Source organism: Weissella viridescens, from assembly GCF_003862435.1.
Lineage (GTDB): Bacteria > Bacillota > Bacilli > Lactobacillales > Lactobacillaceae > Weissella > Weissella viridescens_A.
The window spans coordinates 1-20,512 of record NZ_RHGY01000003.1 but is presented as its reverse complement, the minus strand read 5'-3'; the positions used below and the strand labels follow the sequence as shown (position 1 = coordinate 20,512).

Here is a 20,512-nt window from a genome sequence, read left to right as displayed (position 1 = left end):
ACGAACAGGGGGCACACCATGGCCTACGAACAATTCTTAGCTAGCTTATCTAGCCCAGCTCGCTCAGCCTTAAAGGATGCCAGCATTGATAACTTCACCCAATTAGCTAGTTATACCGAAAAACAAATCCTCGCGATTCACGGGATTGGCCCTAATTCCATCCCCAAAATGACGGATGCTTTAGCCGAACATGATTTGGCTTTTCAAACACAACCTGCACTTAATCCGAAAACATATACGTTTGATGCAAAAATTCATGAGTCTCACGTTGGTAAGGGTGGTGCCTACGTTATCTTTCCGTATGACGTTCGGCAAGAATTCGACAAAGGACGTGTCAAAGTTGATGCCACCTTTGATGGTGAACCTTATGCTGGCAGTATCGTCAACATGGGTGAGAAAAATGCCGATGGTAGCATTTGTTACATTCTTGGTATGCTAAAAAGCATCCGCACCAAACTCAATAAGACAATTGATGATACCGTACATGTCACCGTTCAAGAACGTCAATAAAAAAAGACACCCAAATTTGGATGTCTTTTTATTTTACTTGTTAAAATATGCCTTTAATTCATCGACCTTGTTTAAACGTTCCCAAGGTAAATCTAATTCAGGACGACCAAAGTGACCGTAAGCCGCCGTAGCCTCATAGCGTGGTTCACGCAAGTCTAGCTCGTTAATGATTCCAGCTGGACGCAATTCGAAAATATCACGTACGGCTGCGACAAGGGCTTCGTCGCTAACCTTACCAGTTCCAAAAGTATTCACGTCAATTGAAACAGGGGCAGCCACACCAATGGCGTAAGCAACTTGCAATTCAACGCGACTTGCCAAACCAGCAGCAACAATGTTCTTTGCAATGTGACGCGCAGCGTAAGCAGCTGAACGATCAACCTTTGTTGCATCCTTACCAGAGAAGGCACCACCACCGTGACGGGCATATCCACCATAAGTATCCACGATAATCTTACGTCCAGTCATACCGGCGTCACCCTTTGGTCCACCAATCACGAAACGACCAGTTGGGTTAATCAAATAACGGGTATTTTCATCAACCATGTCAGCTGGTAATACTGGATCAATCACATACTTCTTCACATCAGCGCGTAATTCTTCCAATGAGGCAGATGCGCGGTGTTGCGTTGATAGCACAACTGTATCAATCCGTGTTGCTTGATCATTTTCATCCAGTTCAACCGTAACTTGGGCCTTTGCATCAGGCAAAAGATAGTCCAAGACACCAGAACGGCGCACTTCAGCTTGCTTCTTCACCAAAGCATGTGACAAAACAACCGTTAGTGGCAAGTATTGGTCAGTTTCATCAGTTGCATAACCAAACATCAATCCTTGGTCACCCGCACCAATTTCATCAAGCGGATCTTTTCCACCTTCTTCACGTTGCTCGATTGCTTGATCCACACCTTGTGCAATATCAGGTGATTGTTCATCAATTGTAATACCAACGTGCACGTCATCTGCCAAGAACCCGGCATCTGGATCATCATAACCAATGCGTGTTAACGTATCACGAACAATCTTGTTCATGTTGACATAAGCAGTTGTTGATAGTTCACCAAATACATTCACATATCCAGTTGTCACTGAAGTTTCAATCGCTGTACGGGCGTTTGGGTCTTGCTTCAAAACAGCATCCAAAATGGCGTCTGAGATTTGGTCAGAGACTTTATCAGGATGTCCTTCAGAAACTGATTCTGATGTAAATAAACGCTTTTCTACCATAAGTTTTTACCTCTTTTAATAAATAAATTCGAAAAAAATAACCCCGAAATACCACAGTCAAGGCGGCATATCAGAGTTAGAAATGCGCCTATCTGCTAGAAATTACCACAACACCATTAACGGTAGCTGGCGTCAGATCAACGGGTCTAGTCCCTCCCTGAACTCTCGATAGGTTACGAGATTATTCAATTCGTGTGTTAATTAGTATTTATATCTTAGCTTGAAACACCCTATAAAGTCAAGCAAACAAAAAGAGACCTGGTCAGCCACTACCAGGGCTCTTTTCATAGTGCTAGACACTTCTTCTTCTTTGTTTTAAGATCAAACGACAATGCATTTGAAGATTTTTTAGGAATGTTTTCTATAGTGGAGACTATAGGTTGAACATTGGAGCGTTCACGTTGAACGTCACCCGTTCAACACCGCTTATATTAGCGAGAGAAACTTAAACGAAGGATAAATTTTGAACACTTTTCCAAAAATGTTCAAAATCAGTCAATTCCATAAAAAAAAGCAGGACCAAGGTCCTACTTTCATTCATATTTTCATATTAGTCAATTGCGTCAAAGTCCATATCAAGATCAATGGCCTTCGCAACACGCTTACCATAATCTGGATCAGCCTTATAGAATTGTGTCACTTCACGCTTTTGAATATCCTTATCATCAACATTTCCCAAACTTGCGGCAATGTTTGATACAAGACGTTCACGTTCGTCTTCTGACATGATATCACGGTACAAAACACCAGGTTGTGTATAGAAACCATCATCGTAAGTGACATGGTTTCCGATACGCCCTTCTACGTCGTAACCAGTTTCCTTAGCAGCAGGTTCTTCCTTAATACCGTCAAAGCTATTTGGTTCGTAATTGATATCACCAGTGTTCTTGTTAAGTCCCATAACACCATCAACTTGGTGGTCATGTACAGGTACCTTTGGTGCATTAACAGGAATTTGGTTAGCGTTTGCACCAACACGGTAGCGTTGTGCATCAGCATATGAGAACAAACGACCTTGCAACATCTTGTCTGGTGATGCTTCAATACCAGGAACCAAGTTTGCAGGTGAGAATCCAGCTTCTTCAACATCAGTGAAGTAGTTTTCTGGGTTACGGTTCAAAGTCATTGTTCCAACTTCATGCAATGGATAATCCTTATGTGAAACAGTACGTGTCACGTCAAAGATGTTTTGCTTGTAATTCCAACCTTCTTCAAATGGAATGATTTGAACGTACATTGTCCATTCTGGGTAATCACCCTTCTTGATAGCTTCTTCAAGGTCTTGTGTTGCTGAGTCAGGGTTTTCACCATCCAACTTTGTCGCAACATCGGCAGTCAAGCTCTTAACCCCAGCCTTTGGCTTGAAGTGGTACTTAATCCATGAACGTTCACCGGCTTCGTTAACCCACATAAATGTGTGGTTACCAAACCCATTCATGTTACGGTATGTTGCTGGGATTCCACGATCACCAAACAACATGGTTACCATGTGCAATGATTCAGGTGAGTGTGACCAGAAGTCCCACTTAGCACGGTCTGAGTGCAAGTGTGTCTTTGGATCACGCTTTTGTGTATGAATGAAATCAGGGAACTTCTTAGCATCACGAATGAAGAAAACAGGTAGGTCCAAACCTACGATGTCGTAGTTTCCATCATTAGTATAGAACTTCAATGCAAATCCACGAGGGTCACGTGCAGTATCTGATGCTCCAGATTCACCGGCAACAGTTGAGAAACGCGCAAACATCTCTGTTTCCTTACCCTCACCGTTAAACATGTCAGCCTTTGTATAAGCAGACATATCATGGGTCAACTTAAATGTACCAAAGGCACCAGCACCCTTAGCGTGCACAACACGCTCAGGCACACGTTCACGTGCAAAGTGTGCTAACTTTTCAATTAATTGGTAATCTTGAATTAAGACAGGGCCATCTTCACCTGCTGTTACAGAATGTTGATTATCACCAACGGGGGCCCCTTGGGCCGTTGTTAAGTGCTCATTTTCTTGTGTCATATTATTCACTCCTTATAATTACTTAACGTCTCCACTACATTACGTTATCTATTATAACACCCAAAAATAAATAGAACTTAATTTTATGTATTTTGTATGCCACTGTCAGCCATAATTTCACAAAGAAAAAGGACCTAGATGGGAGACTAGGTCCTTTTCTTCAGCTTATTTTTGGGAGAAATAAACTGGTTCGCTTTATATATGATGGGAGCATATATAAAAACTAGGAGTTTTGCTGCCACAGAATCTGTGGCAGCTAATATGAGCAGTGTATGTTGCTATATCAGCATTAAAAGAAGTTTCCCTCTTTCAATACTGCACAGTTTAAGGACCAAAACTTAAACGAACGATAAAAAAATTTCAGGTTGAAAACGTACAAACCCATTCATTCATTGAATTCGTGTACAAAATATATTGATTGTTTTTCACAATTAAATATTCATACATTTTTCATACATCTTTGTGAACGATTCGCCAAACTTATACGATATCAATTTTTACCTAACAATAGGTTAAAAAGCCACTCATAACCATACTTATCACCTACTTTTACCTTATTCCCCACTTTCTTTCAATGATCAACGATTCTCTGAAAAATAGTTAGATTGCTTATATAAACGATAAGTAACCGATTACATGCGTCTGTCTTCACATATCTAGCCATAATGTATATCTTCTCATGTAAAAAGCATAAATATATTGTTTGTAAATGTTCATAAATATCTTTTCTTTTTTGTTACATCTAAAAAGATCACCCCAAATTGTCGCATTCCATCCCAAATGAGTTTATTATTAATAAGTAAATCCTGAAATTTAAGTTAAGAAGGTCTCTTATGAAGAATAAAATTAAATTAACAGTGGCCCTAACCGCCACCGCAACATTAGCTGGGGTACAAGTTAACGCCCACGCTGATACGCAAACACAAAATGATCCAGAAACGAATCTTGTTGGTTCACAGACCACAAATGAAAATAATAATATCAATTCTGCTAGTCAAATAGTTTCCTCACAAGCAGCTGTCGCCTCTATCGCACAACAAGCACAAGATCAGGCACAATCTGCGGTTAACGCAAGTACCACTGATAGCCAACCCGTCACTTCAGCGACAAGTACAAGTGCCACAACTAGCAGCGCAACAAATCCATCCAGCACTTCTGTAACATCCACACCAGCAACAAGCACTTCAATGACTGATGCTACGTCACAAACATCCACATCAAATGACAACACAAGCGTTGCAGTGGTTGAGCTGGCCGTATCATCTGATACTTCAGTTGAACACGTCGATGAGTCTGCGCCCGTCGCACCCGCAGATGCCGATGGGGTCATTACAACTCCCATTGCCAATGAACAACAACTCCCCCACCAGTTAACTGAGCCAAAAAACTTAGCTAATGGTACAGAATCACGTAACGGTGATTACTATGGTTGGTATGATGTTGATCCAGCACAAGATACATCAGCCAAGCTCGTTGTTACTAACGGTCGTTTAGCAGATAATCAACAGAAGGAACTTGCCGATTACTCACTTGAACTCATCAACAATTTACGCCAGCAACACAATCTAGCGCCCCTTGTGATGAGCGATAAAATCTGGCAGCAGGTTAAACAAACTGAACTCGCCTACCGCGACACACATCCAGAAACAGTTGATAATCACACAAGTTTTGTTGATTTGGGTCAAAACGGTGTTTCTTATAATCCAACCAACCTCTTCATCCCCCTAAGCAGTCAAAATCTTGGCTTTGGTTCAGCAACAACGATGCTTGAAGCTAAAATTGATATTTTAAATGCTTTCACTGCCATGGCATACAAGGATGGCGATTCAAACAATGGTCACCTAGCGGATATGTTAGTACCCTTCAAGGCTGACCAAGTTGGTATGGTAGTGCCTTACGTCGATTACGTTGGTGACCGGGGCGGACAATTCACGTGGGACTATCTCACTGATTTCATTATTTTTGACAAGCGTGACCTAAACACGTTCAATCCTGTTTCAGATCAAACCGTTGATCAAGAACTCGGCTTGACAACAGCACCTGCAACACCACAAAATCCAACAAGCGCAAGTCAGACTGAGACACCGGCACAATCATCAAGTGAAACTTCAGCAACGTCACAAACTGAAATGAGCCAGGCGGAGACAACTAAGTCAGTTATCCAGTCACAAACTGGCCAAACACAAGTTGCCACCCCGCAGACGCGTGAAACGCCAAGCACAACTGCAACAGCTAAGACACTCGGCGCTAAACAATCAGCTGTTACGCCTGATGTTAAGCTGCAACAAGCTAAGCAAGCAACGGCACACGCCAACGCTAACCTTGTTTTGGCGCAAGCTCAACAAGCAGCAAACCAAGCCCAAACACTGGCACAAGCAAAGTCTGGTTTGACGGTCCAAACCGCACCTAAACCTGACAAAGCACTAATTGTCACAACGCACAAACAACCAACCAATGAGAAAAAGCTACCAAACACTGGTAGCTCTGACAACCCGGTATTAGCTTGGACTGGAATTAGTATGTTAATCGGCCTACTTGGCCTTGGTTTCAACCGTAAGCATTAGTCTAAAAGAAAAGGCCCAACTTCAATAGAAGCTGGGTCTTTTTTTAATGTGGTTTTTCATTTAGGTCATGATCTAAGTTTTGTTCATCGTTCTTAGCCAACACTTTGTTGCGACGATGACGGAAATATTGCTCAGAAACAAGCTGCGATACCACATATCCCATGGCAATCGCCCCACCAATCATAATTACTGAGAATATTTTTTCATTGGCAGCATCCATTTCACCACTGAGTAGCAAAATCAGGGCTTGGTAGGCTGAAGCACCGGGCACCAACGGCACCAAACCGGGAATATTAAAAATCGTACTTGGAATGCGCTTGTATTGCGACATCACTAACCCAATTAATCCAACCCCTAGGCCACCCATAAAGTTGGCTGGGATGGCATTAATGCCTGCTTGAACTAAGAACCAGTAGGTCATCCAACCAACGGCACCCGAAATTCCCGCAGCATTCAAGGCTTTACGTGGCACATTAATGAACAAGCCAAAGGCAACCGTTGCAAAATAACTAAACGAAAGTTGTATGAAAATATCAAATAACATTTATCTTACCTCCTTCGCTTATAAGTAGTGGAACAACGTTCCGATAGCACAGGCAATGGCAAAAACAGTCAAAGCTGCTTCAAAGCCACGTTCAATTCCGGCTAATAAATTACCTTCGATGAGATCACGCAAGGCATTTGTAATTGGCACACCTGGTACTAACGGCATTACAGCCCCAATCAAAACATTGTTAACATCATGTCCCAAGCCTAGGCGTACGCCAGCAATGCCAACGATTCCTAGCGCTAACGAACCTAAAAATTCACGTACGAATCGAATGCGTGAAATGGAACCTAGGATTTCCGCTACCAAGTAGCCGACTGCTCCGGCAACTAAGGTCAGTGGCATATCGAACCAATCATGGGTCTGCGTGAAAATAATCATCAGGAACATTCCCTCAAGTCCAGCCCCAAAGACACGTAACCAAAGCGGAAAATTGGGTAATTCATGATCTAACTTCTTTAATTGCGCTTGGAGTTGGTCTAAGTCAATTTGGTCATCGGTGAATTTTCGTGATAATTCATTAACCAAATTAATCTTTTCCATATCAATCCCGCGCCGGTTAATTTGGCTAAACCGGGTATGATCATCCGAATCCATTGTTACCAAGACACCCGTAATCGTCGCAAAAATTTCACTATCATCCCCAGTCGCTTTACGGACAATTCGACGCATGGTATCTTCCACACGATAAATCTCCGAGCCACCTTCCGTCATAATTCGACCTGCTAGTAAGGTCGTATCAATGATTTTATTTTGATCAATTGCCATTTCATCACCTAATTTTTTCATAATAAATAGCTGATCATTTTCATAATCAGCTAGCCATATTTATTCGTTATAATTTGATTTTATCATTGTCTTAGTATAAAACCAATTCAGTTTACATCAATCCACCATGGACTTCTGTTACGTTCGAAGCCACCACAAAGGCATCTTCATCAATATCATGCACTGCATTTAGCAAATGATTGTAGCTTTGGCTATCCACCATGACCATTAACATTTCCTTGTCATTATCAGTATATCCCCCACGCACATTCATAATCGTTAAGCTCTGTTGATCACTCAACAAACGCTCTTTAATTTCTTGAATATGCTCATTACTCATAATCGTCACTTGTTGCTTCAAATCAAGTCCAATTTCAATACGACGCATGACCACAGAGGTTACCACCAGTGAGAATGCGGCTAAGAAAAAGGCACTTGTTCCCGAAACAAAAATATTAAAGAAAGTCACTACCATATCAATACATAATAATGAATAGGCTGTATTAATTCCAAAATACTTTTTCAAGATTAGCGGTGGCACCGTTGTCCCACCCGCTGACGCTTCTAATCGATACGTTAACGCGATACCAGTGGCAAAGACTGCCCCACCAATAATCACTGCTAACAACTGATCATCCACGATTTTAAAACTGGGTGTAATCCATAGCAGGATTGGCAAGGCAAAACTACCAAAAATAATTTTTTTAACGGTCGCACGATCTAAGAAAATCATCGCTAAGACAATCATAATTAGATTAACAACCAAAACAGTAATTGAACGGTTAATGCCAAAAGCTGCGTTTAACAAAATCGCAACACCGGTAGCGCCACCTGCCGCAACATCAATGGGAGCGTAAAAGAAATTGATTGAAATAGCCACGATTTCAAGGGCCATCACAAACATAAGGGTATGTATCCATTTGTTCTTAGCTAAACCGTGTAAACGTCTATGTGCTTTTTTCTGCATAAAATCTCCTTTAATTAGGGCCTTTTCTTTTAATTATAACAAATTACAGTTCAAATCTTTTCCGAATATACATAATATTAGCATTTCGTAATTTATCTATGCTTAAAGTTCACATGCAAACAAAAGGATTTCGTAAAACCTTTTACTTACCATTGCAGTCACGCTTTAATTTCGATATTCTTATTCATGCACTGTTTTTTCAGTAGCTTATTGTTTTTAGGAGTAGTACTGTGAAATTTTTCAAATTGCGGGCCAATCATACTGATGTCCGGACTGAAGTATTAGCTGGTTTTACCACCTTTATTTCAATGTCATATATTTTATTTGTGCAACCAGCCATGTTAGTACAGGCTGGTATGGATAAAGGGGCAGTCTTTACAGCCACTGCCGCCGTATCAATTTTTGGTACATTGATGATGGCGTTCATCGCCAACATGCCAATTGCCATTTCTACAGGAATGGGGATTAACTCGGCCTTTGTCTTTTCTGTCGTTTTGCAACAGGGATACTCATGGCAAGAGGCTTTGAGCGCCATGCTCTTAGCAGGTTTGCTATACTTGATTGTTGTCATCACGCCTGTGCGTGATTGGATCATCAACATTTTCCCAAATGACTTAAAGTCAGCCATTAGCGCGGGAATCGGTTTGTTGATTGCAACGATTGGTTTAACTGGTAGTGGCTTGATTGTTGCCGACAAAGCAACTTTCACCACCCTTGGTTCATTAACTTCACCACAATCAATGCTAACGATTGCCGGAATCTTGATTACCTTAGCCTTGTACTATTACCGTGTACCAGGTGCCATTTTCTTAGGTATGATGGTTACAACGATTTTGGGACTGGTGACCGGCCTTGTCCACGCACCCAGCCAAGTTGTTTCAACCGTACCAAGTTTGAAGCCAACTTTCGGCGTTGCCTTTGGGCATCTACCAGCCGTTCTAAACTGGCATATCTTGCCGATTGTCCTAACCTTCTTTCTTGTGGCCTTCTTTGATACCACAGGAACAATTTTAGGGGTTCAAAAGCAAATGGGAACGGATCGTGATACGAACAAGTCATTGATTGCGAGTGCCCTTGGAAACATCAGTGCCGCTATTTTCGGAACTTCACCAGCAACAGCCTTCGTTGAATCAAACGCTGGTGTATCAGCTGGAGGACGTACAGGACTAACTTCAGTCGTAGTGGCTGTGCTATTCGCCCTTTCACTCTTCTTCTCACCCTTGCTTACAATGATCACACCTCAAATCACAGCCAGTGCTTTGGTTGTGGTTGGTGTGTTGATGCTAGGTAACTTAAAGGATATCGATTGGAGCAACTTCAAGATTGCTTCATCTGCCTTCTTGATTGTTCTTGGTATGCCACTTACGCATTCCATTAGTGATGGTATCTTACTTGGTGGTGGGGTCTTCCTTGTCTTGAGCGCGCTTGATTGGATGAAGAAACAATTTACTAAATAATTTAAATTGAAAAAGCGAACACCTCGGGTGCTCGCTTTTTATTATGCTTGTATCACGACATTTTCGTCATATCAACATGTGGAATGCCATCTTCCAAATACTCGTCTGAAACAGCCTCAAAGCCAAACGAAGCATAGAATGGCGTCAAATATAACTGGGCTTGAATATGAACTGGTTGACCAGGAAAACGTTCCTGAATCGTCTCTAAGACGCCTTCAAGTAATGTCCGTCCGAAACCTTTGCCCCGTTCATCGGAAACTACCAAAACTCGGCCAAAATGAACCCCATCTTGGCTTAGATAAAGTCGAGCATAGGCGACAAGTTGATGATTATTAAGCACTCGCACATGTAATGCATCAAAATCTGTCCGATCAACTTCTTGATATGCACAGGCTTGTTCAACCACAAATACTGCGGTACGCGCCTCAAAAATTTCAACTAATTCAACCGGTGTTAACTCACTTGTGTGCTTCACATTTAGTTCCATCATCGCCACCCCTTTTTTAGGTACAAAAAAAGCATCAGCTCAAAGCCAATGCTTAATTTAAATATGCCGTCGGTGGGAATCGAACCCACACTCCCAAGAAGGGAACTGGATTTTGAGTCCAGCGCGTCTACCAGTTCCGCCACAACGGCATGTTCATTATTTAGATAAGCTTGCATGTCTTCCATTTGGAAAACGTGATGCCGTCGGTGGGAATCGAACCCACACTCCCAAGAAGGGAACTGGATTTTGAGTCCAGCGCGTCTACCAGTTCCGCCACAACGGCATATCTAAATAATAAAATAACAATCGAAATCATATCCCTGATTTCAAGGGCGATTGATGGGATTCGAACCCACGCATGCCGGAACCACAAACCGGTGTGTTAACCAACTTCACCACAACCGCCATAAAATTGTATAAGCAGGGGTAGAGGGAGTCGAACCCCCACCGACGGTTTTGGAGACCGTTGTTCTACCATTAAACTATACCCCTATCAAAGTGGCGCGAGGCGGAATCGAACCGTCGACACTACGAGCTTCAATCGTATGCTCTACCAACTGAGCTATCGCGCCATAAAAAAAACGGTCACAACGGGGTTCGAACCCGTGATCTCCTGCGTGACAGGCAGGCGTCCTAACCAACTAGACCATGCGACCAATGGACGATACAGGGATCGAACCTGTGACCCCCTGCTTGTAAGGCAGGTGCTCTCCCAGCTGAGCTAATCGTCCATCATTTTGCTTTTGAAACACCTCTCGGTATCTCAACAACAAAAATTATTATACCTAGGATATGAAAACATTGCAAGCTCTTTTTTTAATTAATTTCAATTTATTTTTGTATTCGCGTAGCGTTGCATGTTTAGGGACTTTCTTATATAATAGAATTTGCTTGTTTATGGTGGTGTAGCCAAGTGGTAAGGCAGTGGTCTGCAAAACCGTGATCGTGGGTTCGATTCCCATCACCACCTTAATTTAAATAAAAACAGCGAATGTTCAATTGAACATTCGCTGTTTTTTTAATCTGCAAATTCAACTTGGCCATCATTGAAGGCTGAAATACGTGCTAATGACTCAACATGAATACCAGCTTCATCCAACAATTGACGACCTTTTTGGAAGGTCTTTTCAATAACGATTCCAACACCAACCAATTCAGCACCGGCAGCATCGACAATTTCCATCATCCCCTGCACCGCCTGTCCGTTCGCTAAGAAATCATCAATCAACAAGACCCGTTCACCTTCATTGATAAAACGCTTGTCCACGATGATGTGGTTCGTTTCTTGCTTTGTGAATGAGAAGACGTCAGCAGTATAGTTTTCGGCTGAGAGCGTCAATGATTGCTTCTTACGGGCAAATACCATTGGAACATCCAAATCCAAGGCAGTGAATACGGCCGGCGCAATTCCAGATGATTCAACAGTTAGCACCTTATCAATTTTTTCATCACGGAAGAGGCTAGCAAACTCTGTTCCGAGTTGCGCCATTAACTTGGGATCAACTTGGTGATTGAGGAAATTGTCTACTTTTAACACATCCTCACCCAAAACTCGGCCATCTTCGCGAATACGGTCTTCTAATAACTTCATGTCTTACTCCCTTAATTATCTTTGCGGCCTGGAATAATAATATTCAAAGCAACCGCCATAACTGATGTTACAACCACAGCGTTCTCAATGACCAAACGAATCAATTCAGGCAACTTTTGGAACACTTGTGGGTAAACGGTAATGCCGATTCCAGCCCCAATTGAAAGGGCTGCAATCATTAAATTACGGTCCTGATCAAAATCAACTTGGTGCAAAATCGTAATCCCTTGTACTCCGATTGTACCAAATAGAACCAGCATCGCACCACCCAAAGCAGATGATGGAATCATGGTTGCCAAAGCCCCAAACTTAGGCAAAAGTCCAATAATCAACAACATTGCGGCTGCATAATAAATCGGACGCTTTGACTTAACCCCTGACAAACGGACAACGCCGACGTTCTGAGAGAAAGTTGAGTATGGGAAGGTACTGAAGATACCTGATAAAATAACAGCTAATCCTTCAGAACGGTATCCACGTGCCAAATCTTTTTCAGTTAAATCTGTCCCGGTTAAATCAGCTAAGGCAAAATAAACCCCTGTTGATTCAATTAAAGATGTTAGCGCCACAACCGACATCGTAATGATGGCTGATAGGTGGAATGTTGGGACACCCATATAAAATGGCGTAGGTAGGTGGAACCATGAAGCTTGAAGCACAGGTTCAAGTGACACATGTCCCAAAAAGGCCGCAAAAATTGTTCCAATAATAATACCAAGTAGGACCGCAATCGCCTTTACAAAGCCCTTGGCAAAAATATTAAGCACCACAATCGTCACAATCGTGACTAGAGCAATCGTTAAGTCAGGCATGTTTCCGAAGCTTGCTGCCTTAGGATCACCACCACCAATGTTTTGGATGGCAACGGGTACTAACGCAAACCCAATCACGGTAATCAATGAACCGGTCACAACCGGTGGAAAGAAACGACGTAGCTTGGCAAAAATTCCGGCAATCAAGAAGACGAAAATCCCGGCGCCAATCGTTGCCCCATACATCGCCCCAATGCCTAACGTACTCCCGATATTCACTAACGGGGTCACCGTTTGAATCGCTGATCCAATCACAACTGGCAAACCGATTCCAGTATAGCGGGTCACCTTCAGTTGCAATAACGTCCCAATACCAGTCATGAAAATATCGGCTGAAATCAAAACGGCCATTTGCGTCGCTGAAAAATGTAACGCTGCACCAATCATCAATGGGACCAAAACCCCACCTGAATACATTGCCAAAACGTGCTGAATCCCTAAAATAAGCGATTCAAGTCGATTAGGTTGTTTAACCGTGTCCATGTGTTCCTCCTCAGAAACTGTCCCAATCAAAAATGGTGCATAAAAAAAGCCATTCAAAAAAGAATGGCTTCAAAAATACTAAGTGAGTAGTCTGTGTCTCGGGACACAGGTATGAACTCGTTGGCCATTCTCCAACCATTATACTCATAGGACTTGTTATTTAATATCCAAAGTATAACAATAATTCGGATTTTTGGCTAGTATTATTTAATATTATTTTTTTTGTTCGGTTTTTGGTGTTGATTTAGGCAGATTGCACCTTACCAACGGCCCACTTCTTCTTTCCACGCTTTACAATGACGTATTTACCGTCAAATGCAGCCTTTGGATCGATGATTGTTTCGACATCCTTGATTTGTTCACCATTAATGCGGATTGCACCATTTGAAACAGACTCACGGGCACGTGTCTTTGATGTTTCAAGACCAGCGGCCACAACCAAATCCAAAATACCGATTGGTTCGCTACCAATTTCAAATGTCGGCACGTTTCCAGCCAAAGCAGCCACATCATCAGTTGAAAGGCTGGCAACATCAGCATTACCAAACAATACATCGGTCATCTTTTCAGCAGTTTCCAAAGCAGCCTTGCCGTGCACGAATTCCGTTACTTCTTCAGCTAAACGACGTTGTGCCTTACGAGCTGAAGCATCAGTCTTGGTTTCGGCAACCAATTCGTCAATTTCATCTTCTGGCAAGAAGGTGAAGAACTTCAACATCTTTTCAACGTCAGCATCAGCTGTATTCAACCAGAATTGGTAGAATTCAAATGGTGTGGTCTTTTCAGGGTCCAACCATACGGCACCACCTTCAGTCTTACCAAACTTAGTTCCGTCAGACTTCAACAGTAATGGTACAGTCAATCCGTATGCTTCAGCATCACTACCTTCAAGCTTGTGGATCAAATCAACCCCACCCGTGATGTTTCCCCATTGATCAGAACCACCCAATTGCAAACGCACGTGTTCACGTGTCCACAATTCATGGAAATCAATGGCTTGCAAGATTTGGTATGTGAATTCAGTAAATGAGATTCCTGCATCCAAACGTGATGCCACCACATCTTTAGCCAACATCGTATTGATTGGGAAAAGCTTTCCGTAATCACGCAAGAAGTCAATCAATGACAATTGACCCAACCAGTCCTTGTTGTTCACAATCGTAAAGCCATCTTTTCCAAATAGCTTTTCCATTTGCTTACTCATCTTAGCCACGTTGGCGGCAACTTGGTCATCTGTCAACAATTGACGTTCTGACTTCTTACCTGATGGATCACCGATTGAACCTGTTCCACCACCCACAACGATAACGGGGCGTTGTCCAGCCAATTGGAATCGCTTCAAAACCATGAAAGGAATCAAGTGTCCAATGTGCATTGAATCACCTGTTGGGTCGATTCCAACGTACACACCGATTTGTTCTTTGTCCATTAATGCAAGCAGACCAGCGGGGTCTGTTTGTTGGTTGATGGCTCCTCGCCAAGCAAGTTCTTGTAAAATGTCTTCAGTCATAGCGCTGACCCTCCAAAAAGTTTTAGTATATGTGCTTGATTGGAACAGAAAAAGCGCCCCAATCAGCGAAAAAACTGATTAGGACGCTTATTTTAAGCGCGGTACCACCTAATTTGCCACAATCACTTGTGACCACTTATCTTGCTCATAGCGCTGAGCGAAACGTGCAAACTTGTATGATGAGTGTAATTCAGATGATGCTTTGGCACGGTTCCCATCAGCCACCGTGTTTCTGAATTTCCAAAGCAACGCCCTACTGTTCTCATCTTTGCGATAGGATGATTATAGCACGCTACCTGAAAAAATGCACCGCTATTTGCTTTTTATTTATCTGAAACCGTGAAACGGGCCATCTTAAATTGTGGTTGCTCAATTTCATCTAAAACGGCACCGGCTAAGTTACCAGAAGTCACGTGTGACTTACCATCGCTAGCGTTCATCAAGTGATCCTTACCCAAAACGTATTCTGTCTTAGGACCATCAGTGTATTCGTTTTGAGCTGAGATAGCAGTCCAGTTCACATCACGTGTGCTTAGGAGCACTTGTAGTTCTGTGACACCATAGCGAGGCTCATCAACCCATGAGGCTGCGTCTGGCAATGTCTTCAAGAAGTCATAGACATAGCTGCCATCTTCTTGCAAAAGTGGACCAGCGCCCAAAATGAAGAACATACGCACATCATGGTGACGAGTTTGATGAATCAAGTGCGTCAAGACATCAAGATTTTGTTCTGGTTCTGTGTGGTTGGCAAAGGCATCAATCACCACGTCAAACTGATCTAATTGCGCCCCTGTGATAGCAAAGGCATCTTCAACGATTAATTGGGCATCGGCACCCAAAACGTCCTTACCGCGTGTTTCATTGCGAACAAAGCCAGTAACATCGTGTCCGCGGCTAATGGCTTCGTTATACAAAGCCTTACCTGTCATACCAGTTGCGCCAATAATTCCAATTTTCATGTGTGCTACCTCTTTTTTGTTATTTAACTTACTAAAGATAAGTATAACACGTTTAAAGCCAAAAAAACAGAGTCTCTCTCGCTAAACGAGTGCAGACTCTGTCATGTGGCATAGACCACCACGTACTATGCCACTTTTTCACCATATCATGTCCATGGGTACCACCCCATCAACAATCCCCTTCCTTAAAGCCATCATCCAAATAACTTTAAGGAATCTTTTTCTCCGACCAACATTGAGTTCTTCACCTCTCAACGTTAGCCATCACTGGACGGCAAGGCATTGCACCTTCAATTCCTGAGAATCGCAGTCCTGGATCATCACTTCCTGACTAACCGCATCTCCAGCAACAAAAATATTATAGCATAGACTTTTGACAAGATTAATGCATTTTAAAGTTTGTTGCATCCGTAATCATTTCTGGCAACCAATCCACGTCCAAACGTCCTGTCAATTCGTCCTTAGAAACGAGGTCTGGTAATTGATCCATGCGCAATCCCGTCAAGGCAAGTGCTTGGCCATCCCAAGTTGCATGCTCTGTATTATAAAAACCAGTCCGGGCTGCAAAGGCGGCATCAGTCGTATTTTGTCCAAACAACAAATAGACCATGTATTCACGCAATGTCATGTAATGGGCAGCTTGTGCATAAGTGTCTGGTTGTTCATTCTTCAAACGCAAAGTAATAATTAATGGCAAGGTTACCGCAAGGGGCACACCCGTCTTACGTTGCAATTGTCCACCAATACCATTCATCATTAATGCTTCAATGAAATGGGCATCAGTTTCTCGTCCCATTAGAATGGGTGTCAACGGATTGAAATCCGCATCAAGCGCCATCCAACCATTCATGATGTTCTTGAAGTAAACTTGTTCAATTTCATCATTGTGTTGCAAAATATTTTCAAGGTGGGCAAAGGCACTTTTAATCGCCGTTAGAAACTCATCCAACGTGAGCATCGTTACAGCAAAGTCATGTCCTTCAAAGGGCGTATGGATATTTTGTACTTGTCCGTTTTCGTCAGCTAAGACGGCATCGATCCCCAATGGGTTAATATCGACTAGTAATTCATATTTCATATTTAATGTCCTCAACTTTTCTGTATCCATTATACCGTACCACGAAATAGATACACAAAAAAACATCTAATCAAAATTGATTAGATGTTTTATTTCATTTCAGTATTAAATTACTTTCCTGAAGGATCAGTAGCGTGACCACCGAATCCGTTACGCAAAGCTGAAACAACCTTACCTGAGAAAGTATCTTCTTGCAATGAACGGTAACGAACCATCAATGAAGTTGTGATGATTGGTGCTGGAACTTCCAACTTCAAAGCTTCTTCGGCAGTCCACTTACCTTCACCAGATGAGTGCATACGACCTGAGATAGCTGAAAGCTTAGGATCCTTGGCGAATTGTTCTTCAGCCAATTCCATCAACCATGAACGGATAACTGATCCGTGGTTCCACAACTTAGCAACTGCTTCGTAGTCGTAGTCGAATTCTGAAGCTTCCAAGATTTCGAATCCTTCGGCGATGGCTTGCATCATTCCGTATTCGATACCATTGTGAACCATCTTCAAGTAGTGACCTGAACCTAGCTTACCAGTGTACAAGTAACCATCTTCTTCGGCGATATCCTTGAACAAAGGTTCAAGAGTCTTCCAAGCTTCGGCGTCATCTCCACCAATCATGAAGTTTCCACCGTTACGAGCACCGCTCATTCCACCAGAAGTACCTGCATCGAAGAACTTGATACCAGCAGCAGTAGTGCGCTTGTTTTGTTCCAAGTTATCGTGGAAGTTTGAGTTACCACCATCAATGATGATATCTCCTTCGTCCATCTTGTCGATCAAAGTATCGATAGTTGAGTTAGTTGGTGCACCAGCTGGTACCATTACCCAAACGATCTTTGGTGATGGTAGCTTAGCCAACATATCATCGATAGAATCTGCAGCAGTAACCTTATCAGAATAGTCTGCAGCTTCCTTAACAAATTCAGGGTTCAAGTCAAATGCAACAACTTCGTTTCCGTTGTCAACACTGTTCTTAACCAAGTTCAAGCCCATCTTACCAAGGCCGATCATCGCGAACTTCATGTCATATACCTCTTTTTTCTTTTTGTTTTATTCAACATGTCTATTATAATGCAAAAGATTTTCATAATGCAAGCCTTTTATTGTAAAATGTTTACATATATGAAATAAGTGCGTATACTGATATTCTACAAACAACAAATAAGGAGCCCCTATCCCATGCAACAATCAGGTTTTGCACGCATTAAATCGTTGCGTGATCAACTTTCTGGGTCTGACAAAAAAATTGCTGACTATATCTTAGACCACGCAAATTTTGTTCAAGGATTAACCATTAAAGGTCTTGCTGATGCCGTTGATGTTTCAACTGCGACGATTTCACGATTCGTTAAGCGGATTGGATTTTCATCATTTCGTGAATTTTCACTTAGTTTAACTGCTGTCATGCAACCAGATAATGCCTTTTTCGGTGAAATTGAAAATAACGATGACACCAATGCTATCGTCAATAAAGTTTTCAAAGGGGGCGAAAATGCCCTATCTTCTACATTCAATTTAATTCCCACTGAAAGTTGGGATACAGCCTGTGCTTGGATTATTAACGCACGCAAACTGGGCTTCTTTGGGATCGGTGGATCTTCAATTGTCGCGCTAGACGGCTATCACAAGTTCCTACGAACACCCATTGATGCTGAACAACATCCCGATTATGACGTGCAACTCATGCAAGCTGTGCGCATGCGCGATACTGATGTTGCAATTGTGATTTCACATTCTGGTCGTAATCTTGATACCCTTAAAATTACACGTCAGTTAAAGGCCAACAACGTGAAGGTCATTGCCATTACCGCCTATGTGAATTCGACATTAGCCAAGCTGGCCGATTTGGTCTTACCTAGTTCTGCTGAAGAAATTAATATTCGTAGCGAGTCCATGTCATCGTTGTTAGCACAATTAGCAATCGTTGATAGTCTCTTTACCTTAGTTGGGGTTCATCTTGGCCCAGACACGCTAGAAATCGTTGACAGCATTCGCCAAGCGATTGACCATACTCGAGAATAATAAAAAACCGTAGCCAAAATGGTTACGGTTTTTTATCGGTATTTTTTAACTTCAGCTAACCACTGTTGGCTACCACGATCTAAGTTGGCAAGTTCATCTAACTGGACGGTCCGGTTCAATTCAGCCACTTTAGCCCAATCAATGTGGTTTTCGACCACAAAGCTCTGGGCGAGCTGTTCCACTTGTGCGTCAGTCGTTTTACGGAGTTGTTCCGGAGTTTGCTTGAATTGATTTACAAACCAATTACTAGATAATTTTTGCGCTAACAACTCACTAAATTGAGCATCTGATAAATCATCCTCTAGGATGATGCGTTGTGCCAATGGAATCGCTGGGATTTCCTTGAGCATGAAGGCTTTAGTTTGTGGCCAGCTATCTGCAATAATCTTGTAGAATTGCCAAGGAACATTAACGTCAATCTGTTGTAACGTTTGCTGTAACTGCATGCGTAGTGACCAAGGATTACCATTGCCGAGTGACATAAACTCTTGTAACAGGCGCCCATTGGTCTGCTCAACGAGAGCTGGCGCTTGATTAACGAGATGATGGCGAACTAAAATAAAGTCCAACATTTGTGCTGGCGCAATGGTTTGCGTTTGTTTGAGCTGCGCTTGTTTGGCTTTATATTTTTGGTGCTTTTGTTGCTTTACTTGAGCAAATTTACCTTGTTTGACCATAATCGCATCTCCTCTGCATTAATCTAGCAAAAAACACCCTAGTTGTAATAACTAAGGTGCTTTGATGACTCCGAATGTCGGGCTCGAACCGACGACAACACGATTAACAGTCGTGTGCTCTACCAACTGAGCTAATTCGGAATAATATGCATCGCGACGTCCTATCCTCGCAGGAAGAGATCCTCCAACTACTTTCGGCGCTATTGAGCTTAACTTCTGTGTTCGGTATGGGAACAGGTGTGGCCTCAATGCCATCATCACGACACGTGTCTTACAAACTTACAGTTAATAATTTTAACCATAAGCCGATTGTATGTCAACTGGTAACCTAAATCGGTAGTAATAAAAAAAACCAGAACAATGTTCCAGCCATTTTTATCATGCCGACTGGGGGATTCGAACCCTCGACCTACGGTTTACGATACCGTTGCTCTACCAACTGAGCTAAGTCGGCATACAAACTCCGAATGTCGGGCTCGAACCGACGACAACACGATTAACAGTCGTGTGCTCTACCAACTGAGCTAATTCGGAATAATAAGCATTGCGACGTCCTATCCTCGCAGGAAGAGATCCTCCAACTACTTTCGGCGCTATTGAGCTTAACTTCTGTGTTCGGTATGGGAACAGGTGTGACCTCAATGCCATCATCACAACACGGTGTTGATGAGACTTACGTCTCTCAAAACTGAATCATATTATGTATCTTATTTTCATTTCATTAATTGAACCGTACACCAACGTTTTGTTCAACTTGGTTAAGTCCTCGAACCATTAGTACTAGTCCGCTCCATGCGTCGCCGCACTTCCACTTCTAGCCTATCTACCTTGTCATCTACA

General features: G+C 42.4%; 17 protein-coding genes, 11 tRNA genes, 3 rRNA genes and 1 other annotated feature. Of the genes, 5 read left to right on the top strand and 26 right to left on the bottom strand.

What is annotated here, in order from left to right; genetic code table 11:
* Positions 1 to 168 precede the first annotated feature (168 nt).
* Positions 169 to 510 carry a DUF1905 domain-containing protein gene (locus D3P96_RS03810; protein ID WP_124943173.1) on the top strand — a complete coding sequence of 114 codons (342 nt, stop codon included), beginning with the start codon at positions 169 to 171 and terminating at the stop codon, positions 508 to 510.
* 33 nt (positions 511 to 543) lie between these two features.
* Here the strand turns inward: D3P96_RS03810 and metK are convergent, their stop codons facing one another.
* Together metK and D3P96_RS03800 are read right to left on the bottom strand one after the other, a co-directional pair.
* Positions 544 to 1,737 (bottom strand): methionine adenosyltransferase, encoded by a 1,194-nt coding sequence (gene metK, locus D3P96_RS03805; protein ID WP_124943063.1) that lies wholly within the window; start codon positions 1,735 to 1,737, stop codon positions 544 to 546.
* Between the two features lie 550 nt (positions 1,738 to 2,287).
* Complete coding sequence (locus D3P96_RS03800; protein WP_124943062.1) at positions 2,288 to 3,751, bottom strand: catalase; 1,464 nt, start codon at positions 3,749 to 3,751, stop codon at positions 2,288 to 2,290.
* Positions 3,752 to 4,584: 833 nt separating this feature from the next.
* Here D3P96_RS03800 and D3P96_RS03795 point away from each other — a divergent pair.
* Complete coding sequence (locus D3P96_RS03795) at positions 4,585 to 6,315, top strand: SEC10/PgrA surface exclusion domain-containing protein (RefSeq protein ID WP_124943172.1); 1,731 nt, start codon at positions 4,585 to 4,587, stop codon at positions 6,313 to 6,315.
* A gap of 43 nt (positions 6,316 to 6,358) precedes the next feature.
* On the opposite strand, the gene D3P96_RS03790 is transcribed toward D3P96_RS03795, so the two are convergent.
* From D3P96_RS03790 to D3P96_RS03780, 3 genes are all read right to left on the bottom strand, one after another.
* Positions 6,359 to 6,859, bottom strand: coding sequence for a threonine/serine exporter family protein (locus D3P96_RS03790; RefSeq protein WP_124943061.1), 501 nt, complete (start codon positions 6,857 to 6,859; stop codon positions 6,359 to 6,361).
* 18 nt (positions 6,860 to 6,877) lie between these two features.
* The gene (locus tag D3P96_RS03785) at positions 6,878 to 7,651 is read right to left on the bottom strand and encodes a threonine/serine exporter family protein (RefSeq protein WP_124943060.1); all 774 of its coding nucleotides are present in this window, start codon (positions 7,649 to 7,651) and stop codon (positions 6,878 to 6,880) included.
* Between the two features lie 91 nt (positions 7,652 to 7,742).
* A complete protein-coding gene (locus D3P96_RS03780; protein ID WP_432422545.1) occupies positions 7,743 to 8,597 on the bottom strand; it encodes a YitT family protein in 855 nt (284 codons plus the stop codon).
* A gap of 230 nt (positions 8,598 to 8,827) precedes the next feature.
* Between D3P96_RS03780 and D3P96_RS03775 the strand changes: the two genes are divergently transcribed.
* A complete protein-coding gene (locus tag D3P96_RS03775; protein ID WP_124943059.1) occupies positions 8,828 to 10,054 on the top strand; it encodes an NCS2 family permease in 1,227 nt (408 codons plus the stop codon).
* Positions 10,055 to 10,106: 52 nt separating this feature from the next.
* Here D3P96_RS03775 and D3P96_RS03770 read toward each other — a convergent pair whose 3' ends face one another.
* The 8 genes from D3P96_RS03770 to D3P96_RS03735 all read right to left on the bottom strand — a co-directional run bounded on the left by D3P96_RS03770 (position 10,107) and on the right by D3P96_RS03735 (position 11,272).
* Positions 10,107 to 10,544 (bottom strand): GNAT family N-acetyltransferase, encoded by a 438-nt coding sequence (locus D3P96_RS03770; RefSeq protein WP_348542182.1) that lies wholly within the window; start codon positions 10,542 to 10,544, stop codon positions 10,107 to 10,109.
* A 61-nt stretch (positions 10,545 to 10,605) separates the two neighbouring features.
* Positions 10,606 to 10,690 (bottom strand) — tRNA-Leu (locus D3P96_RS03765).
* Positions 10,691 to 10,739: 49 nt separating this feature from the next.
* Positions 10,740 to 10,824 (bottom strand) — tRNA-Leu (locus tag D3P96_RS03760).
* 48 nt (positions 10,825 to 10,872) lie between these two features.
* Positions 10,873 to 10,946: transfer RNA gene (locus D3P96_RS03755), tRNA-His, on the bottom strand.
* 16 nt (positions 10,947 to 10,962) lie between these two features.
* Positions 10,963 to 11,033, bottom strand: a tRNA-Trp gene (locus D3P96_RS03750).
* 7 nt (positions 11,034 to 11,040) lie between these two features.
* Positions 11,041 to 11,113: transfer RNA gene (locus D3P96_RS03745), tRNA-Phe, on the bottom strand.
* A 10-nt stretch (positions 11,114 to 11,123) separates the two neighbouring features.
* Positions 11,124 to 11,197, bottom strand: a tRNA-Asp gene (locus D3P96_RS03740).
* Positions 11,198 to 11,199: 2 nt separating this feature from the next.
* A tRNA-Val gene (locus D3P96_RS03735) sits at positions 11,200 to 11,272 on the bottom strand.
* 168 nt (positions 11,273 to 11,440) lie between these two features.
* Here D3P96_RS03735 and D3P96_RS03730 point away from each other — a divergent pair.
* Positions 11,441 to 11,511, top strand: a tRNA-Cys gene (locus D3P96_RS03730).
* 48 nt (positions 11,512 to 11,559) lie between these two features.
* Here the strand turns inward: D3P96_RS03730 and D3P96_RS03725 are convergent.
* From D3P96_RS03725 to gnd, 6 genes are all read right to left on the bottom strand, one after another.
* On the bottom strand, positions 11,560 to 12,132 hold the full coding sequence (locus tag D3P96_RS03725; RefSeq protein ID WP_124943058.1) for a xanthine phosphoribosyltransferase: 573 nt from the start codon (positions 12,130 to 12,132) through the stop codon (positions 11,560 to 11,562).
* 11 nt (positions 12,133 to 12,143) lie between these two features.
* Positions 12,144 to 13,427, bottom strand: coding sequence for a nucleobase:cation symporter-2 family protein (locus D3P96_RS03720; protein ID WP_124943057.1), 1,284 nt, complete (start codon positions 13,425 to 13,427; stop codon positions 12,144 to 12,146).
* A 244-nt stretch (positions 13,428 to 13,671) separates the two neighbouring features.
* Entirely contained in the window at positions 13,672 to 14,937 is a 1,266-nt protein-coding gene (gene tyrS, locus D3P96_RS03715) for a tyrosine--tRNA ligase (RefSeq protein ID WP_124943056.1), read from the bottom strand.
* A gap of 76 nt (positions 14,938 to 15,013) precedes the next feature.
* Positions 15,014 to 15,210, bottom strand: a binding site (T-box leader).
* Positions 15,211 to 15,260: 50 nt separating this feature from the next.
* A complete protein-coding gene (locus D3P96_RS03710) occupies positions 15,261 to 15,896 on the bottom strand; it encodes an NAD(P)H-binding protein (RefSeq protein ID WP_124943055.1) in 636 nt (211 codons plus the stop codon).
* Positions 15,897 to 16,278: 382 nt separating this feature from the next.
* Positions 16,279 to 16,974 carry an FGGY family carbohydrate kinase gene (locus D3P96_RS03705; RefSeq protein ID WP_185696082.1) on the bottom strand — a complete coding sequence of 232 codons (696 nt, stop codon included), beginning with the start codon at positions 16,972 to 16,974 and terminating at the stop codon, positions 16,279 to 16,281.
* A 110-nt stretch (positions 16,975 to 17,084) separates the two neighbouring features.
* On the bottom strand, positions 17,085 to 17,996 hold the full coding sequence (gene gnd, locus D3P96_RS03700; protein WP_124943053.1) for a phosphogluconate dehydrogenase (NAD(+)-dependent, decarboxylating): 912 nt from the start codon (positions 17,994 to 17,996) through the stop codon (positions 17,085 to 17,087).
* A gap of 156 nt (positions 17,997 to 18,152) precedes the next feature.
* On the opposite strand from gnd, the gene D3P96_RS03695 reads away from it, so the two are divergent.
* Positions 18,153 to 18,995 carry a MurR/RpiR family transcriptional regulator gene (locus D3P96_RS03695; RefSeq protein WP_124943052.1) on the top strand — a complete coding sequence of 281 codons (843 nt, stop codon included), beginning with the start codon at positions 18,153 to 18,155 and terminating at the stop codon, positions 18,993 to 18,995.
* Positions 18,996 to 19,027: 32 nt separating this feature from the next.
* Here D3P96_RS03695 and D3P96_RS03690 read toward each other — a convergent pair whose 3' ends face one another.
* The 7 genes from D3P96_RS03690 to D3P96_RS03660 all read right to left on the bottom strand — a co-directional run.
* Positions 19,028 to 19,672: a hypothetical protein gene (locus D3P96_RS03690; RefSeq protein ID WP_124943051.1), complete on the bottom strand. Its 645-nt coding sequence runs from the start codon at positions 19,670 to 19,672 to the stop codon at positions 19,028 to 19,030.
* A 68-nt stretch (positions 19,673 to 19,740) separates the two neighbouring features.
* Positions 19,741 to 19,813: transfer RNA gene (locus tag D3P96_RS03685), tRNA-Asn, on the bottom strand.
* 7 nt (positions 19,814 to 19,820) lie between these two features.
* Positions 19,821 to 19,937, bottom strand: a 5S ribosomal RNA gene (gene rrf, locus D3P96_RS03680).
* A 116-nt stretch (positions 19,938 to 20,053) separates the two neighbouring features.
* Positions 20,054 to 20,126: transfer RNA gene (locus D3P96_RS03675), tRNA-Thr, on the bottom strand.
* 7 nt (positions 20,127 to 20,133) lie between these two features.
* Positions 20,134 to 20,206: transfer RNA gene (locus D3P96_RS03670), tRNA-Asn, on the bottom strand.
* Between the two features lie 7 nt (positions 20,207 to 20,213).
* A 5S ribosomal RNA gene (gene rrf, locus D3P96_RS03665) occupies positions 20,214 to 20,330 on the bottom strand.
* A 96-nt stretch (positions 20,331 to 20,426) separates the two neighbouring features.
* Positions 20,427 to 20,512 (bottom strand): 23S ribosomal RNA (locus tag D3P96_RS03660); the annotation flags it as partial.